19 protein-coding genes are annotated in these 17780 nt (G+C 36.6%); 11 read left to right on the top strand and 8 right to left on the bottom strand.

Annotated features, from left to right (window positions below):
• Positions 1 to 41: 41 nt before the first annotated feature.
• Positions 42 to 746, bottom strand: a complete 705-nt coding sequence (locus MWU84_RS19210) for a LytTR family DNA-binding domain-containing protein (protein ID WP_246904672.1) — start codon at positions 744 to 746, stop codon at positions 42 to 44.
• Between the two features lie 619 nt (positions 747 to 1365).
• On the opposite strand from MWU84_RS19210, the gene MWU84_RS19205 reads away from it, so the two are divergent.
• From MWU84_RS19205 to MWU84_RS19195, 3 genes are all read left to right on the top strand, one after another.
• Positions 1366 to 1794 carry a VOC family protein gene (locus MWU84_RS19205; RefSeq protein ID WP_246904669.1) on the top strand — a complete coding sequence of 143 codons (429 nt, stop codon included), beginning with the start codon at positions 1366 to 1368 and terminating at the stop codon, positions 1792 to 1794.
• A 5-nt stretch (positions 1795 to 1799) separates the two neighbouring features.
• On the top strand, positions 1800 to 2195 hold the full coding sequence (locus tag MWU84_RS19200) for a DUF1801 domain-containing protein (protein WP_246904667.1): 396 nt from the start codon (positions 1800 to 1802) through the stop codon (positions 2193 to 2195).
• Positions 2196 to 2455: 260 nt separating this feature from the next.
• A complete protein-coding gene (locus MWU84_RS19195; RefSeq protein WP_246904664.1) occupies positions 2456 to 3403 on the top strand; it encodes a hypothetical protein in 948 nt (315 codons plus the stop codon).
• 64 nt (positions 3404 to 3467) lie between these two features.
• Here the strand turns inward: MWU84_RS19195 and MWU84_RS19190 are convergent, their stop codons facing one another.
• Positions 3468 to 4016 (bottom strand): GNAT family protein, encoded by a 549-nt coding sequence (locus MWU84_RS19190; RefSeq protein ID WP_246904662.1) that lies wholly within the window; start codon positions 4014 to 4016, stop codon positions 3468 to 3470.
• Positions 4013 to 4660 carry an esterase gene (locus tag MWU84_RS19185; RefSeq protein WP_246904660.1) on the bottom strand — a complete coding sequence of 216 codons (648 nt, stop codon included), beginning with the start codon at positions 4658 to 4660 and terminating at the stop codon, positions 4013 to 4015. The genes MWU84_RS19190 and MWU84_RS19185 overlap by 4 nt, the downstream gene beginning before the upstream one ends.
• A gap of 71 nt (positions 4661 to 4731) precedes the next feature.
• Here MWU84_RS19185 and MWU84_RS19180 point away from each other — a divergent pair, with 71 nt between their 5' ends.
• From MWU84_RS19180 to MWU84_RS19145, 8 genes are all read left to right on the top strand, one after another.
• Complete coding sequence (locus MWU84_RS19180; protein ID WP_246904658.1) at positions 4732 to 5154, top strand: PaaI family thioesterase; 423 nt, start codon at positions 4732 to 4734, stop codon at positions 5152 to 5154.
• 1 nt (position 5155) lies between these two features.
• The gene (locus MWU84_RS19175; protein ID WP_246904655.1) at positions 5156 to 6265 is read left to right on the top strand and encodes a chorismate-binding protein; all 1110 of its coding nucleotides are present in this window, start codon (positions 5156 to 5158) and stop codon (positions 6263 to 6265) included.
• 56 nt (positions 6266 to 6321) lie between these two features.
• The gene (locus MWU84_RS19170) at positions 6322 to 8076 is read left to right on the top strand and encodes a 2-succinyl-5-enolpyruvyl-6-hydroxy-3-cyclohexene-1-carboxylate synthase (protein WP_246904653.1); all 1755 of its coding nucleotides are present in this window, start codon (positions 6322 to 6324) and stop codon (positions 8074 to 8076) included.
• A 37-nt stretch (positions 8077 to 8113) separates the two neighbouring features.
• Positions 8114 to 8458 carry a DUF2853 family protein gene (locus MWU84_RS19165; protein ID WP_246904652.1) on the top strand — a complete coding sequence of 115 codons (345 nt, stop codon included), beginning with the start codon at positions 8114 to 8116 and terminating at the stop codon, positions 8456 to 8458.
• An 86-nt stretch (positions 8459 to 8544) separates the two neighbouring features.
• On the top strand, positions 8545 to 9375 hold the full coding sequence (locus tag MWU84_RS19160) for a S1-like domain-containing RNA-binding protein (RefSeq protein ID WP_246904649.1): 831 nt from the start codon (positions 8545 to 8547) through the stop codon (positions 9373 to 9375).
• A gap of 180 nt (positions 9376 to 9555) precedes the next feature.
• Positions 9556 to 10167 carry an SPOR domain-containing protein gene (locus tag MWU84_RS19155; protein WP_246904648.1) on the top strand — a complete coding sequence of 204 codons (612 nt, stop codon included), beginning with the start codon at positions 9556 to 9558 and terminating at the stop codon, positions 10165 to 10167.
• Position 10168: 1 nt separating this feature from the next.
• The gene (gene menA / locus MWU84_RS19150; RefSeq protein WP_246904647.1) at positions 10169 to 11077 is read left to right on the top strand and encodes a 1,4-dihydroxy-2-naphthoate octaprenyltransferase; all 909 of its coding nucleotides are present in this window, start codon (positions 10169 to 10171) and stop codon (positions 11075 to 11077) included.
• A 33-nt stretch (positions 11078 to 11110) separates the two neighbouring features.
• A complete protein-coding gene (locus MWU84_RS19145) occupies positions 11111 to 11866 on the top strand; it encodes a response regulator (protein WP_246904646.1) in 756 nt (251 codons plus the stop codon).
• Between the two features lie 256 nt (positions 11867 to 12122).
• On the opposite strand, the gene MWU84_RS19140 is transcribed toward MWU84_RS19145, so the two are convergent.
• From MWU84_RS19140 to MWU84_RS19120, 5 genes are all read right to left on the bottom strand, one after another.
• Complete coding sequence (locus MWU84_RS19140; RefSeq protein WP_246904644.1) at positions 12123 to 12764, bottom strand: response regulator transcription factor; 642 nt, start codon at positions 12762 to 12764, stop codon at positions 12123 to 12125.
• A 120-nt stretch (positions 12765 to 12884) separates the two neighbouring features.
• A complete protein-coding gene (locus MWU84_RS19135) occupies positions 12885 to 13040 on the bottom strand; it encodes a hypothetical protein (RefSeq protein WP_246904642.1) in 156 nt (51 codons plus the stop codon).
• Positions 13041 to 13565: 525 nt separating this feature from the next.
• Entirely contained in the window at positions 13566 to 15533 is a 1968-nt protein-coding gene (locus MWU84_RS19130) for a PorP/SprF family type IX secretion system membrane protein (RefSeq protein WP_246904641.1), read from the bottom strand.
• A gap of 254 nt (positions 15534 to 15787) precedes the next feature.
• Positions 15788 to 17068: a cell envelope biogenesis protein OmpA gene (locus MWU84_RS19125; protein WP_246904640.1), complete on the bottom strand. Its 1281-nt coding sequence runs from the start codon at positions 17066 to 17068 to the stop codon at positions 15788 to 15790.
• A 234-nt stretch (positions 17069 to 17302) separates the two neighbouring features.
• Positions 17303 to 17677: a group 1 truncated hemoglobin gene (locus MWU84_RS19120; protein WP_246904638.1), complete on the bottom strand. Its 375-nt coding sequence runs from the start codon at positions 17675 to 17677 to the stop codon at positions 17303 to 17305.
• Positions 17678 to 17780: the final 103 nt, after the last annotated feature.

Here is a 17780-nt window from a genome sequence, read left to right as displayed (position 1 = left end):
TTTGGCGCCAATTACAGGATTATTTGGATTTAAACCGTTTCCTATTCAATAACGACCAAGGCCTTGATCAATGCCTCCTTTTTATGCCTGCTCAAAGGAATAATCTGTTCGTTTATTTCTACTGTAGAACCATTAAAATTTTCAATTTTTTCAAGATTAACAGTATATGATTTGTGGATTCTAAGAAATTTATCCCTGGGCAATTGTTTGGCAAATGCCTTCATGGTAGAGAGGATCAAAGTTTTTTTCTCAATAGAGATCACTTTCACATAATCTCCATAAGCCTCGATCCATAAAATCTCGTTCAGGAATAATTTGGTTTTCTTAAGGTTACTATTTACGTAAATATACTCTAATTCAACCTCTTCCGCATTTTGGAGTTCAAAGTTATTAATGGCCTTCCTAATGGAAACATCGAACCGCTTTTTGTCCAAAGGTTTCTGCAAATAGTCCGTTACGTCGTAGTCGAACGCTTTCATAGCATAGTTGGGGTTACCGGAGACAAGGATCACCTGCGGTTTGTGCTCCATAGACTCCAGAAAATCAAATCCGTTAAACCCGGGCATTTCTATATCTAGAAAAATCAAATCTACAGTACTGCTGCCAATATCGTTCTTGGCATCCATGCCATTATCAAATTCATTTATTAGATCAAGCTTTGAATGTTCCTTTATGATTTTGGCAACTGCACGACGTTGTACCGTGGAGTCGTCTATTAAAATGCATTTTAATTTAGTGTTTTTCATGGTCGGAATTTAAACAAACTACCATAAAGTATTAAAGTTGGCCCATACCCCATAGTCGGGAACAGTCCATATTTCCACGCTACCATTGGCAACAGGAACATCAACAACTTTAATGCCCAGGGTTAGTGTTTGGCATTTTATAAGGAGCAAATATACAGTATGTTATACTAAAATTAAATCTAAATTATTATAAATCTGCCAGCCTAAATAGAATAGGGGCCAGCGCAATTAAATCCATAAAAATGTCAATCTAAAAAATGACTTTTTCAGGTTGTAATAGGTAATATCACCCCACAATATAACTGCCTATATTCATATGATGATCCATAGGTCAATATATCATATTCTTAAAAATAGGGTGGTAAAGGCCTTAACTGGCTATTTTCAAAAAAAGTATTTCTTCTATCACCTATGAATTTTCTTCTAAGAATAAAGAAAATATCCGTATCACCCCCTGATAATGAAATAATTAAATCTATTGGATCTGTTTTTTGGATTATCTTTATAAAAGCTTTTCCCCTAATAGGGCCTATATGGAAAAAATGCCTGTAGTGGTGCCTACATTAGTAGGCAAATATTATGCAGAATTAACAACAAGTTAAATCCTAACCTCATTATTATGCAAATACATCCTTATTTAAATTTTGACGGCCATGCGGAGGAAGCCTTTAATTTCTATAAATCTGTTTTTGGAGGCGAATTCTTGGCCAATATGAAAATGTCAGAAGTCCCAGAGGCCGATAAACTCTCCAAGGAAGAACAAAACCTTACCATGCACATTGCCCTGCAAATTGCACAGGATACCATTTTAATGGCCTCGGATATTGTGCCTTCGGCCGGACATAAACTTCAACCAGGCAGCCAAACCTATATCATGTTGACAACAGAGAGTAAAAAGGAGGCTGATCGCCTATACAAGGGACTTTCCAAGGAGGGTGATATAGAAATGGAAATGGCCGATATGTTTTGGGGTGATTATTTTGGAAGTTTCATAGATAAGTTTGGTATTCGATGGATGATCAGTTTCAACGAAAACCAGTCTACATAGAGGTTATGCCTGATACTAAATTAAATAGGCGCACAAAGGAGGTTACTGACTATATCGCCAATTGTCCTTTGGCGACGCAGGAGGTTTTGGAACAACTGCGAAGTACCATCAAAAAAGCCGCTCCCGAGGCAGAAGAATTGATTAGTTATAAGATGCCTGCTTATAAATGCTATGGTGTTTTGGACTACTTCGCTGCTTACAAGGATCATATCGGATTCTATGCCACGCCTACTGGCCATAAAGAATTTGAACGGGATTTGAAACCGTATAAACAAGGAAAAGGATCTGTACAATTTCCTTTGAACCAGCCTTTGCCTTGGCCATTAATCACTAGAATCGTGAAATTCAGGGTTAAAGAAAACATGATAAATTTCCAAAATAAGAAAAACGGTCAGGGATAACCGTCTTGGTATAGGATTGTATTGAGTTCACGGAAAAACCCTTAAGAAATTATATCCAAAACATCATAAAATGTTTATTATTAGTAATCTAGACAAAAACAACTTCAACATAAATTTCCAAATTTATTACCTTCGTGTCTACATTTAATTATAGAAATCCAAGTATTGGGAAGGTCAAAAAAAATACTTGCCTCCATGCTACGGTTTCGTTATGTTCTATTTTGTTTTTATTATGACTTTTTAAAGACTAATTTTGGCATATGATGAAAAACTACTTACGCCATATTCCTTTTTACATTCACTATATTCTTGGCGTTGCCTTCCTTAATAATCTCTCTGCCCAAGAAATAAAAGTGTTTACTGTTGAAGATTTTGATCTGAACGGACCTGTGAAATCTTGTTTGGTTTCCACGGATTACGGAAAAGAAGAATATGACTTTAACAAAGAGGGATTGCTTACAAAGGCTGTTACGCGCTATAACGATACTGATTATGATATAACCCTGTATAAGTTGGGGGGATCCGAACTATTGGAAAAACGGGTAGAAAACTATAGGGATGGTGTTTTTGTAAGGAACACCTCAATTGCCAATTTTTATGAATTGGATACCACGGAAGCCAAAAAGATTACCGAGAAAATAATTTCATACAACAAAGAATTTTTAGATCAGTACGAATACAATTATGGGGAGGATGGAAAACTCTCCACAATAAAGCGCACCAATGACAGCGGTATTGATGAAACTGCAGTGAAGTATGAGGTATACAAAGGGGAGCTTACAGAAACCTATTATTTGAACGATATCATATTCAAATCCATTAGAACCTCAAAAATTAAGGCCAAAGACAATGCAGTTCAAAAATTGGTGCTGACCAAGGAATTTTTGGAAGGGCAACCACAAAAGGCCCTGGAACAAACCTATGACAGCGATAATAAATTAGTATCGGAAAAGAAGTTTGTTTACAACGAAGCTCAAAAAACATTTGTTCCCACCAAGAGTATCATTTACTCCTACAATCCCCAGGGGATGCTGACCTCCTTAAAAACCGTAAAAGGCAAGTCTGTAACCGTACAGGAATATATCTACCAATATGACAGCCATGAATCTGGCAATTGGATAAAACAGATCATTACTCCGGACAACACCTATAAAACAAGAAAAATAAAATATTACGAAAAGGAAGCTACGGAGGAAGTCAAGTCATAATTTTTTATGCCAAGCAAGTTCTTAAGAATAATAATATGACCTGTTTTTAATGTTTTCAAAAAAGTTATGGCCATTCCTCTTTTAGAATACCATAACAGCAGGTGTTCCTCTTGAACCCATCAAGTAGGTAAACGTTCTTACGCAAAATGCCTTCCAATTTCGCTCCCAATTTTTCAACAGCTTTTCGTGAACGAACATTGGGCTCATCAATTCTAAATTCAACTTTTTCAAAATGCATTTCATCAAACGCGTAGTTGAGCATTAAATGTTTTACCTGACCATTAAGGCCTGTGCCCTGAAATTCCCTACCCATCCAAGTGGAACCTATTTCCAGCACTTTATTTCTCCAGTCTATATTCATATATCGGGTACTTCCCGCATATTGGTTACTCCTTTTGTCATAAATTACGAAGGGCAAAGCCAATAATTTTCTTTCGTCCTCCAAGGCCTTCTTCACGTACCTCTTTAGAGCTTCGGCTGTTTCTATATCCGAAGGGGAATATTGCACCAATTTTTCCTGACTGGCTACAGGAAGCAAATAATGGTAATTGGCTAACGACAGTGGCTCCAGTTTTACAAAATCGTTTTCCAGAAACGGGCTTGGGTTTTTCATTCAACAAGGTTGATTAGAATATCCTTTTTTATTTCATGTCCGCCATCAAATTCAATCAATTGGGCCTTTCCGCCAAACAGGGAGTCCAACTTTTCCTTTTCTATTTTCATACGGACCTCAGTAATAAATTCGTCCTTATTGCCCAAGACCAATCTAATCTTGGTATCGCCGGACAGTAAAAATTTAAAATCATCGGGAGTAAGTTCATCTGGAATTCCCCCAGCATATAATATCAACTGATCCAAGTTTATTTTACTTTTGGCCGTCCAACGTGTAGCTATGGACACCCCTTGGGAAAACCCCAATACAATAAGTTGGCAATGGGAGGGAATTTTTTCCTCTGCAATCAGATTATCCATATAGCTTAGAACATTCGTTGTTTCCAAAACTCTGTTTTCCTTGGTGAGCCAACTGGCGCCAACATGCTTGTAATCCTTGGTTAAATAATATTTTGATGGTGCTTGCGGAGCTATAATATAATTTTCTTCCTTAGGTAGTTCACTGAAATATTTAATAAAATATCTGCTCAAAAACCCAATGCCATGAAATACTATCCAAACATTCCTTGTCTTTTCGTTTAGAGTATTTAATGTACTATAGGTATTGGTCGTATTGTATGAAATTTGTTTTTCTTGTGATCCCATAAATTTTAGATATCGGATAAAGTAAGGCAATAGTTGAAATTCTAATGCTTAATTTTACAAAAAATTAATACATGAACGAATTCCAAGAGAAAATATTAAAAATTTGCAATGAGTCCAACAAGGATACCTTAATGGAAACCTTGAATATAGAATATATTGATGTGGGGGAGAATTATTTGGTGGCAAAAATGCCTGTTAGCCCAAGGGTTCATCAACCTGATGGGGTTTTGCATGGTGGTGCTACTTTGGCATTGGCTGAAAGTGTAGGAAGTATGGCTTCCCATATTTTTCTGGATGCCAAGGAGTATTTTATCCGTGGATTGGAAATCTCTGCCAATCATGTCAAGAGTATTCGGGAAGGGGATGTTTACGCTAGGGCGGAAGTAGTTCATAAAGGCCGTACCACACAGATTTGGGATATTAAAGTTACGGATAAAGACGGGAACCTAATTTCAATTTGCAAACTTACTACCATTGCCTTATCAAGAAAATAGAATGTCCAAAGGTTTTTTGGATCAGATGATAGAGCAGTTCCAAAACGGGCTGCCTTTTGTAGCTTACAGAAAACCCGATGAGGTAGAAGTAAAAGTGATTTTTCAGAAGGACAAGGAATTACATTACATAAGCGATTATACCGAGAGTGGCTTTGTCTTTACACCTTTCGATGGAGAAAGTCCTGCGGTATTGATTAAAAAAGACAAGGTTATTGTTGAAGCCTTTGAATTGGAACCTAGGAATTCTGAAAGTACACTCATCCACAAATTGGATGAGGATGCCGATAAGGATTTTTACCTCAAATTAATTGACAGGGCAATTAGCAAAATTGATTCGGGATCTATACAAAAGGTAGTACTTTCCAGAAATATAGAGGTAGAGACCTCCAAAACTCCATTCGTTATGTTCCAAGATCTGTTGAACCAATATCCAACAGCTTTTTGTTATATTTGGTTCCACCCAAAAATAGGTCTATGGTTGGGAGCAACTCCAGAAATATTTCTAGAAACCGAAAACAACAAATTTAGAACCATGTCCTTGGCTGGGACTCAGTTGTACAGGGCAGGGGAAGCACCTATTTGGAAAAAAAAGGAACTTGAGGAACAGGAGATGGTTACCCAATTTATCCATAGTTCTCTAAAAAATCAGGTTTCCTCCATAGAGATATCGGAAACCATGTCTACAAGGGCGGGCAATCTTTGGCACATAAAAACATCCATTTCCGGGCACATGAACAATTCGGGACTGCAAGAAATTATAGCTGCCCTACATCCAACCCCAGCTGTTTGCGGGCTACCAAAAAATACAGCTAAAGAGTTTATTTTGAAGAATGAGAATTATCAAAGACAATTCTACACAGGATTTCTAGGGGAGTTGAATTTTAAGGAAGATATGAGCAGGCCCTCGTCAAGAAGAAATCAGGAAAACAAGGCATATAGGACCATTAAGAACAAAACCTCATTGTACGTAAATTTAAGATGTATGCAGCTATTGGGAAATACGGTGAAGATATACGTAGGTGGCGGCATAACCAGTAGGTCGGTCCCTGAAAAGGAATGGCAGGAGACCAAGGATAAAAGTAGTACCATGTTAAATATAGTTTTAAAGTAGACCAAAAATCAGCATTGCATTGGTTTTAGAAATACCTGAGTTGTATTTTTGTAATAATGAAATATTCCACTATTCCCTCCGCACAGTCTGTTGTCTATCATTGCAAGGCAAGGGACATAAAAAATATAATTATTTCCCCAGGTTCAAGGAATGCACCCTTGACCATAAGTTTTACGGAAGACCCTTTTTTTAATTGTTTTAGTATTGTGGATGAGCGCTGTGCTGCATTTTTTGCCCTGGGCATGGCCCAACAACTAAAACAACCCACAGTAATTTTGTGTACTTCGGGCAGCGCATTGTTAAATTATTACCCTGCTATAGCGGAAGCTTTCTATAGCGATATTCCCATTATTGTCATATCGGCCGATAGGCCACCTTATAAGGTGGATATAGGTGACGGACAAACCATAAGACAGGAAAATGTATTTGAAAATCACATTGGTTATTCGGCAAACCTTAAGCAGGATGTTTGTCATGCCGCCCATAAAGTTCGGAAATACGCAGCTGATCAACTAACGGATAATAACGTTGACCAATTTCAAGCGCTGGTTCAACAGTATAATGATGAGACACTGGACAAGGCTTTTAATACAGCCATCACCAATGCTTCTCCAGTACATATAAATATTCCGTTCGAAGAGCCCTTGTATGAAACTGTCGAGGAGTCTTCATTAATACCTCAGGTCTGTTTTTTGAAAGGTCCTGTGGAAAATATCAAGCTAGAATGGCAGGACTATATTAATAGTTGGCAAAGTGCCTCCCGAAAAATGGTGTTGGTAGGGGTAAATCCGCCAAACACGATAGAACAGAGGTATTTGGAAATTCTGGCCAAAGACCCAACGGTTGTAGTCATGACGGAATGTACTTCCAATTTATTTCATCCCAACTTCTTTCCCAATATAGACAGTATCATTGCTCCCATTGAGAAATCAGACAGCAAGGATGAATTGTTTAAAATGCTACAACCTGAAATTGTGCTAACGTTTGGGGGACTTATTGTTTCGAAGAAAATAAAGGCTTTTTTAAGAGATTACACTCCTTCCATACATTGGCATGTGGATACAAAAAAAGCGAACAATACCTTTTTTTGTCTAACTCAACATTTTAAAACGACCCCCAATGATTTTTTTGAAAATTTATTGGAAAACAGTACGGTCCCCGAGAGCAACTATTATGACTATTGGGCAAAAAAGAAGGATCATTACAAGTTAAGAAGAGAAAAGTACTTGCAGGAAATACCATTTTCGGATATGCTGGTATTCCATTTGGCATTGAAAGGCATTCCTAGGGATTACCAACTGCAGTTGTCCAATAGTTCTACCGTGAGATATGCCCAATTATTCGATTTGGATCCCTCTATCCGTGTTTTTTGCAATAGAGGTACCAGTGGCATAGACGGCAGTACTTCAACGGCAATCGGAGCTTCTATCTACGACCCAAATCCCACTTTGTTGATAACGGGCGATTTAAGTTTTATCTATGACAGCAATGGCCTATGGAATAATTACATTAAACCCAATTTAAGGATAATAGTCATCAACAATGATGGAGGAGGCATTTTTAGAATCTTACCAGGCAAAGAAGAAACAGACAATTTTAATACGTTTTTTGAGACAACTCATAAGCTTAATATCCAATCCTTGCCCGAAATGTATCAATTTGAATTTGAATCCGTTTCAAATAAAATCGACTTAAATAAGGCATTTCGTAATTTCTATAAAGAGTCCAAAAAACCTAAGATTATGGAAATTAAAACCCCTAGATTATTAAATAACAATATTTTGCTTAGTTATTTTGATTTCATATCTTAGAAGGATATAAATCTAATCATTAAGAATATTTACTACTATGAGCAAAAGAGATGAATTAATCGAAAAATATGCAGCAGACATCAAGGACAAATTTGGCGAAACACCAAATATGGATTTATTGACCAAGGTTACCATTGGGTTGGGGCCATCGATCTATAATATGGATGCATCTAAAGTATCAGGTTCAGATGACAAGGAGTTGCAAACGGTTAAAAATAACTTCCTAATTAAAAAACTTGGACTAAAGGATAGCCCGCAATTAATGGAAGCTATAAATAGCGTGACAGATAAATACGGTAGTTCCGTGAAGAGCAAGCACAGGGCCGTAGTTTATTATATGCTGGCGAAACACTTTAAGAAAGAGTCCGTCTACAATAAGTAATGTCTGCAAATCATTTTATATCCAAGCCGCCTTTAAAAAGAGCGGCTTTTTTTTATGGAGATTCTTTTTAAACGTATTTTTGCCCTATGATAGCACTTGGAAAATATAGCAATTTAGAAATACTTAGGGATACTACAGTGGGTCTCTTTTTGGGGGATGATGAAGGCAACGATGTTCTACTGCCCAATAAATATGTCCCTGAGGAATTTGAGATTGGGGACCATATAGATGTTTTTTGTTATTTGGACCACGAAGAACGCATTGTAGCGACTACATTGGTGCCCTTTATTATGGTTGATCAGTTTCAATTGCTACAGGTGGCCGAAGTAAATGAATATGGTGCCTTTATGGACTGGGGTTTGGAAAAGCATTTATTGGTGCCTTTTAGGGAACAACGCAGTAAAATGCAGGAAGGTCAATGGTATGTTGTCTATTGCTATTTGGATGAAAAAACCGATAGATTGGTGGCCTCCAATAAATTGGACAAGTTCTTGTCCAATGACGAGTTAACAGTAAAAGCATTGGACAAGGTAGATCTAACGGTTACCAGACTAACCGATTTAGGGTGGGAGGTTATCATCAATCATAAGCACAAAGGGTTGGTCTACTCCAATGAAATTTATAGAAAAGTGGCCGTAGGGGATAAACTACACGGATATATTAAGAATATTAGACCTGATAACAAGATAGATGTTAGCTTGCAACCAATAGGGTACCAAAGTTTAGAGCCGGCGGCAAATTTAATTTATGAAAAGCTTGTTTCCAACGGTGGAATTCTAAACTTACACGACAAATCGGACCCTGAAGACATTAAGAGAATCTTACAGATGAGTAAGAAGACCTTTAAAAAGGGCATTGGAACCTTGTACAAAGAACGTAAAATAGAAATTAAGCCCGATAGTATTCGCTTACTATAACCCACTGGGTTTAAATAATAGTCTTTAAACAAATGGTATTCAAATATTTAAGGATTTTGGTTTCAAATATTTGTCGTTTTGCAACAAAAACTATTACTTTTACAACAACCAAGAATAAAAACCTAAATAGCCAATTATTTTTTACTAATTTTAGAACTCATCCCCTAAACAATTTATACTATGCCATTCATAGAAGAAAGTGATTTATTGGAATTGCATAAAGATATAGACAAGGCCCAAATAATTAATGAGCGTCTATTGGATCAGATAAAATACAAGAACAAGGAATTAAAGCGCAGTAAGATACAGCGAAATCTTTTCGGTAGTATTACAGTGCTTTTTTTAATTGGCACCCTAGCCATTTTTTCCTACAATGCGGGATTTATTAGGTCGTCCAACTATGAAAATAGGAATAGCATGAGTAATAACCTCTTGGTATCTATAGATAGCTTGGAGGTCATAAAAGCAAGAATCGATAATCTTAAGGAACAGAACGAGGAACTTAGTTTGGTAAAGGAATTTTACTTGGCCAAAAAGTTCTTGGATAAAGAAAAAATTTATTCAGTTCAGGTTAAATCCTTTGTAGACAACAACATAACTCTAGCTTCGGAGTCTCTTAACAATACCATATTTGTAAAAACCAATCCCTTTTATTCGTACTCCCTTGGGAATTTTGAAACCTTGGAAGAAGCTCGATCTTTTAGGTTCCAATTGGTGAAAATGGGATTTGAGGATGCATTCGTCGCTTCTTACAAAGAAGGAAAGCGTTTAGAAATAGAAGACCCATATTAAATTGCATAAAATAAAAGCATGGGTTAGTGCGGCCCGCTTGAGGACACTTCCTCTTTCGTTGTCCGGAATAGTGGTAGGTACAGGTCTTGGAAGCATGTACAGCCAATTTCGTTGGGATATATTTGTATTTGCACTATTAACTACAGTCGGTTTTCAGATTACTTCAAATTTTGCCAATGATTATGGCGATGGTGTTAAAGGCACCGATAATGAAAATAGGGTAGGGCCAAAACGCGCGTTGCAAAGCGGACAATTATCCCGGAATGAACTTAAAAAAGGTATTGTGTTTTCGATTATTGTATGTGCCTTTTTAGTAGTTGCCCTTCTATATCTATCATTCGGAACCAAATATCTTCTTTTTACCATCATTTTCGGCGCTCTAGGAGTCCTAAGTATTTGGGCTGCCATTAAATACACCGTTGGATCGTCTGCCTATGGATATAAGGGTCTTGGGGATTTATTCGTATTTCTATTTTTCGGCCTGCTAGGGGTCATGGGTTCCATGTTTCTTTACACCAAAACGCTTTATGCCATCACCGTTTTTCCGGCAGTAGCCATCGGTCTACTGAGTACGGGGGTGCTAAATCTTAACAATTTAAGGGACTATGAGTCCGACAAAGCTTCCAACAAAAACACCTTGATAGTGAAAATGGGTGTTATTAACGGAAAAATATACCATGTTCTACTCATCACATTTAGTTTTTTAAGTATGTTGGCCTTTACCGTTATACATTACGATAATTGGCTAAATACCTTACATTTAGTGGCGTTTGTACCCATATTTATACATCTAAATAGAATGTGGAAATTGAAAAATACAGTTCTGCTGGATCCTGAATTGAAGAAGTTGGCATTGAGTACTTTTTTATTGGCCATTCTGTTTTATTTTAGTTTTAATATTTTTTCGTAATTTTGAGTTAATAACCAATCAAATAAATACCCCGTGGAACAACCAATTAGAATTCTTATTGTAGAGGACAACGTGATAATTGCAGATGATATGCAATCTATGTTGGAAGAGATTGGATACGAAATCGTGGACAATGTTATCGTTTACGAGCAAGCTGTTGAAGTATTAAAAAACAAGGAAGTAGACCTTGTGCTGATCGACATAATCTTGGCCTCGGACAAAACTGGTATTGACCTGGGAAAACACATTAGGGAAAACTACAACATCCCCTTTATTTTTGTAACATCCAACTCCGATAGGGCAACCGTTGAAAATGCCAAGACAGTAAAGCCCAATGGCTATTTGGTTAAACCATTTGAACAACAGGATTTATATACCTCCATTGAAATTGCGCTATCCAACTTTACTTCCGTTAAGAACAATGGGGCTGTTGAAAATCAGGAAGAGGAAGATGACAGACTAATGTCCAACAAAGTATTGAAGGATTCTATTTTCGTTAAGAAACAACATTTGTATTATCGAATCCAATTTGGGGATATACAGTTTATTAAGGCCGATAACGTTTACCTAGAGGTAAATACTGTAGATAAAAAGTTTTTGGTTCGATCTCCGCTGAAAGACTACTTGGAGAAATTACCGCAGCAAAAATTTTATAGGGCACATAAATCCTATATTGTTAATGTAGATCATATAGATGCCATTAACTCCAAGGATATTTTAATTAACAATACACTTATTCCTATTTCCAAAGAATTCAAGGAATTTATTATTTCAGCAATGAATTCGTAACAAATAATTTTATTTAAGAATATAAAGGTGCTTCAAGGCACCTTTTTTATTTACCGCAAACTACATATTGATCTACTTGATTTTACAGCTAAAGCAGAAGTAAATTCTGTACCATTGTACACGTATTAAAGCAGAAACCCCGGCAATAAGACGGGGTTGTTATATTATGGCATTTTAACAGGTCTTCTGCTTTTGAAATTCATGTTAAGCCATGAAATTTAGAGTAGTTATTTTACCATACACAATCTCTTTTTATTTAAACTAAATGGGCAGAATATTCCATTTCCCTCAATTTGGACAAGGCCTCAGACTTTGAGTTTACATTTAACTTTAGATAAATATTCTGTATGTGAAAATTAATGGTACTCGGAGTAACAAATAAATTATCAGCGATGGTCTTATAGGTAGCGCCCTGACATAAATAATCTATAATCTCATTTTCCCTTTCAGAAAAATAAGCATAGGATTTCCTTTGAAACATGGAAATTATTTTCTTGGCTATATCATTGCTTATGGTAGCACCTTCATACTTGATTGCATTCAGGGCATGGTGCAAACTGTCTATGTCAACGGGTTTACTAAGATAACCATTGGCCATATTTTTAAAGGCCTTTTTTACGATCTCAAAATCACTTTGACCACTGATCATAATAATTTTAACCTCGGGATCTTTTTTACGAAAGTGTCCAATACCTTCAATACCACAGCCATCGGGCATAGAAATTTCAGAAGCAATAATATCGGGCTGAACATTGTCGAAGTCCAACAGAGCCTCCTTTACAGAGACATATATTCCTACAAGCGAGTATTCTTTATAGGTTTCAAAATAATATTTGTAGGCCTCGTGGAAGGACAGGTCATTGTCTATTACAATAATTTTTAGAACATTAGATTTCATAACTCTTGGGGTTTGGGGGATTTTCTTTAGCTTTTCCATTAATAATAATCCTGTGGTTGGCATTATCGCTCTAATTCAATAATGGCTTTTGGGCACATCGTACAAGTATGGGCAATGCCCCTAGCTAAAGCTCGGTTTATATCCCTTGAGGTTCCGGTCGTTGTCTTCGATTAAAGCAAAGAATTGTCTTATTGAGGTGTGGGAAATAAATATATCCTTGGCTAGAACGCCGTAATAATTCCTTAGTTTTCTAAATAGGTTGCGGTAGGTTTTCATGATTTGGGGATTTGGGGTGTAATTAATATTTATTCGGTTTCTGTTTTATTTTTATAAGTTATCATAAGGAACACACTGCTTAACTCCAATCTAAAATCGTAGGTAAATCTTAAAGGATATGCTTAATCTTCCTATGCTTGGTTTTAAAACTTAAAATTATGTTAATAAAGTTTAAATATAGAAATTAAATTCAGAACATCCATAAAAAATCGATGTATTTTCCTACAAAATAAAATTGTAAGGGTAATTATGAATTATTACTAAAAAAAAACGATTTCACTGATATATTTCAATTGTAAATGTAATAGCCTAAAAGGCAATTCGATAGACACCTTTAAACAAAATGGAGGCCAAACGAATTCAAAATTTATATTCCGGGGTATGGGAGTAGCGGTAACCGTCTTGCTGCATTTATATGAGGTACTAATAAGGTGCTTTGGAAAAGGACCCATTTTTATATTCCCCAAATGTGTGGTCTGTCGTCTTCATATTATAACCATAATTGGATTCCAAAAGGAATTAAAACTACTCAAAACGATCCATTAATTGATCCTCGTCTTCGTATAAGTTATCGGCAGTACCTGAGTTGTTATAGACCTTCATTATCCATTTTTCTTTTTGATATTTGCCGTCCAAATCTGTGGTATAGGCCATTTCCGCCTCATTTTTCTTATTATAATCTGCCAAATACACATAGTAAAGACCATTTTCCTTATTGAAAAACTGTTTGGCGTGTATACCCTTATGCTCAAGATCATTTATAAAGGAATCCACATTTTCTTTATTCTTATAAACATTGGCTATTAAATAATAGCCAGTTTTTACACCGGTTATACCCGATTGTTCCTCCATTCTTATCGGTAATTTGGCGTAATCCTTCTTCTCGGCATTATTAATTCGGTATATGGTTTTTTCTTCTACATCGGCAAGAGCTGTCTCATATTGTTCACTATTCAATTTCTGTAGGTCAGTTTTCATGTTTTGTTTTATTTCGTCCTTCAGTATTCGCACCAACATATCGAACCTCTTATCTATCTCCCTCTTATTTGCTGTTTCCAAGGAGTCCTGTCTAAGTATGAGTCCGTCCAATATCGAACGGTTTTCGGAGGCAAGGGTATTTTGACACCCATCATTTTTATCGGCATTGGCGGTATTAACCGTTAGGTTTATAATATGATCTTTGGAATCCTCATTTTTAGCATATTCTTTTTTGGCGTATTGATTTTTAACCAGCTCTTTTAAGAGCAAATGATTTTGGTAGGCCAACGCACTTTGACATTCACAATTGTTATTGCTATTGTCATTGCTATCATAACTGGAACCCAATCTTAACATTTGATTTCCAGAACCCTCGTTAACAACATAATCATCAATTACTTCTGAATCTTCTTGATTACTTGATTTTAAACCTTGATCCCTTCTCTTTATTTCAGCTTTCAATTTATGGATCTCCTGTTCATATTTCTTTACAATGGGGTCCGATTTTCTTTTTTTGGATGATGTAGGTTTTCTGTAGGTTGAATTTACTATTGGTTTACTAGTGTTGGGAAAGTCATTTTTAAATGTATATGCCAAGGACAATTCGTGGTTCCATCCAAGACTGGCGCCGTATTTTAAGAAATTCTTTTCAAATACATATCCCAAGGTCATCTTTTTGCCTAGATTGAATCCCAGCCCCACGGACAATCCGTACCTATCATCCAAAGTAGATTGTACCCAACCGTAATCCGGTAAATCCAATAATACCGATCCTGCAAAAGAAAAATCGGCCTCCTCCGTCCTGTGGACCTGTATTAGCGGCATTATTCTAGCATTGGTAAATAATCCCCTCCTGGCGTCCAGTTCATGGGTATATTGCAGAGAGGCCTTAAGGGTTTTATCGCTAAAATCCGTGATAACACTGTTTGTTGTTTGGTTATAACTTATGAGGTCTTGGGCATACAGGCCAACATCAATCTGACCTAAAGAGAGTACTACCCCTGGTTGAAAGGCCAATTTGGTCTCTTTTCTAGCATCCAATATTTCCGGGTCGTTTTCAGAAGCGATTATCCTGCTTTTGTCGATTCCAGAGTTAAGATAGGTGACATTGGTCCCGAAACTTAAATTACTATTCCGACCCAACTGTACCGAAGTGGCATAATTGGCGTTTAGACCAAATTCCTGCATAACCCCGGCCCGATTGGTATAGACACCAATTCCCATGGCGGTATTATCGTTTAATTTATTGCCATATCCCAAAAAATAATTTTGATTATTATCGTTAAAGGTGGCATATTGATTTTGGTGCAGAATATTTACATAGGTTTTATTTTCCCGGACAAGCGAATATGCTGGGTGAATTAAAAACCTATTGAAAACCAATTGATTGTGATAGGAGGTAGAGGAATTAAAATCGGAATTAGCTTCTTGGCCAAATATGGCATTATTGCAGAGTGCAATGCAAAATAATATTAGGAGTAATACCTTCTTAAATATGGCAACTCTGCGATTCATCCAAGGGGGAAAATTTAAGTTATTCCGATCATAATGTGTTTCTTATAATCATATAGGGCGTGTCTCTCGCTTAACTTGGATAATTCATCTTAAATTGACCGCGAACCTGGTCGGGGCTTTAGAAAAATATGCTTGAATTGGTCCAAAAAAATATAGAGGACCAAATTACAAACATGTAAGTAAATTCTTACTGTTAATTTATCATAGTTTCGTTGTAATACAATTAATCCATTGGCACATAATAGTCCTTGCGGTTACTCCTCGAAAACAGTATTGGAGTAATTAATTTGAGTGTTGTCATCAATACTTTCCAAAATATTGAATTGCCTTTTCTCCAATAACCTATCCCTTTTCTCTTTGGAATAGGTAAATGCTACCCTTTGTGGATTGGTTTTACTTTCACCTCTATTGGACATAACATATCCCATGCCGTTTTTACCCGTTAGCAAAATTGAAAAATCATCTTCAACGCTATTGATGTCGGTTCCCAGATTAACAGAGGTCCCCACTTTTTTATGATCAACCTGCACCATGTAAACATCAAGTCCGCCCAGCCCTTTTCTACCTTCCGAAGCAAAAACCAGGGAAGAACCTCCTATAATTTTCGGATACAGATCATTGTCGTCCGTATTCACTTTTTGACCCAAATTTTTGGCTGTACCAAATGATCCGTCGTTTTGAATGTCTGCTACGTAGATATCATATTTCCCAAAGGTGCCGGGCATATTGGAAGCAAAGAACAATCTTTTACCATCAGCTGAAACGGTAGGGTGAATAGTGGAGTAATGTTTGGGAGCCAACTCAACTTCTTTAATATTCTTCCATTCCCCGTTTACCTTATTAGCCTTAAATATTCTGTGCACCAATTCCTTTTTAGAAAACACACCGTATAAAGGTTTTGTATAGACCGCCTTACTAAAATAAGCAGTACCCCCATCTTCAGTGATCGCTATTGGGGCGTTGTAAGCAAATTTAAATTTTTCCCGGCCCTCAATGTCGGATCCCAATTCATTTTTCAAACCTAGATCTTCCATTGTCAATTCTTTGGAAACTACTGGTTCATGGGGCTGTTGAAAATTGAAATCCCTGTATTTACTTACCTTTTTGGTAGAAGTATTATTTTCCGCAGTGCCTTCGTTGATTTGATAGTCCCCTTTAATTTGGGCCAGCCAGTCTTTATCTTCGACAGTACTTTCCGTAACCGTGGATCTAATTTTTTTTAGAGCGAAGAGATATCGTTCATAATAACTGGCCTTTGCCGTGGAACTGGTATTTGTATCGATTAACTTTTTATACCAAAAAATGGCCTCCTCGTAATTTTCGACCAAAAAATTGGCATTACCTAGATCCTCGAATATCTCGTTTTCCTTATATCCCAATTTTAAAAGCTGTTCATACTTATCAGCTCTTTTATTGTTTTCGTAACCATGGGCCTTACTGTTGGTGGAAACCTTGGATTCTTGGGCGGACAAGGAATAGAAGAATAACGTAATAAAGCAGCCAATTATCCCTTTAAAATTATTGGATAGGTTCATTTTGTCAGATATTGGGGTGTTAAACTAAACAAAGGTCTATCAATTTGTAGGAATAGTTATTAGTAAAATTTCATAGGTTTTGGTTTTTTTTTTAATTCCATCTAGTCCATTTGGGTTTGGATTGGGCCTTCACTGGAACTATAGCTTTGTAGGGTATTATAAAGAAAGGCCCGGTAAATTGGAGCCATTAATAAAAACGGAAGCATTTAAGTAGCATATAGCCCATAATTGTAGCTATAACCTAATTACCACCCCTTTAAGTGAGTAAAGGATTGCCAGAACATCTTTTTTTTCTTGATCCCCGAAATGGTTTTTATCCAAGGCTTCCATAATATCGTCCACAACAGCCAAATACTCTTGCTCCGAAATATTCATTCCCTTATGCGTTGAAACCATATCCCTTCCCTTATACTCTTGGGGGCCACCCGCACCGGCGCAAAAGAAATGGACCGTATGTTGCTTAATAAGCATAAGCCGGTCCGGTTGATCCATATATGGTATAAATCGTGGACTTACCGTTGGGTTATGCATATGAAGATCAACCACGTCATCCACAAGTTTTGTAATCCCTTTTAATTCACCTAATCTGCTGTAAAGTGTCGTTGACATAATATTTAATTTCATTACTGTCCCATTAAAATCTAAAATAGTTCTTTGAAATATTTGAAATATAGTTAGTTACAGAGGTTTTTCGATTAAACGGATTTCAATT

The organism is Arenibacter sp. F20364, assembly GCF_023015905.1.
Taxonomy (GTDB): domain Bacteria; phylum Bacteroidota; class Bacteroidia; order Flavobacteriales; family Flavobacteriaceae; genus Arenibacter.
The sequence above is the reverse complement of the archived record's forward strand: the minus strand, read 5'-3'. Positions and strand labels throughout refer to the sequence as shown.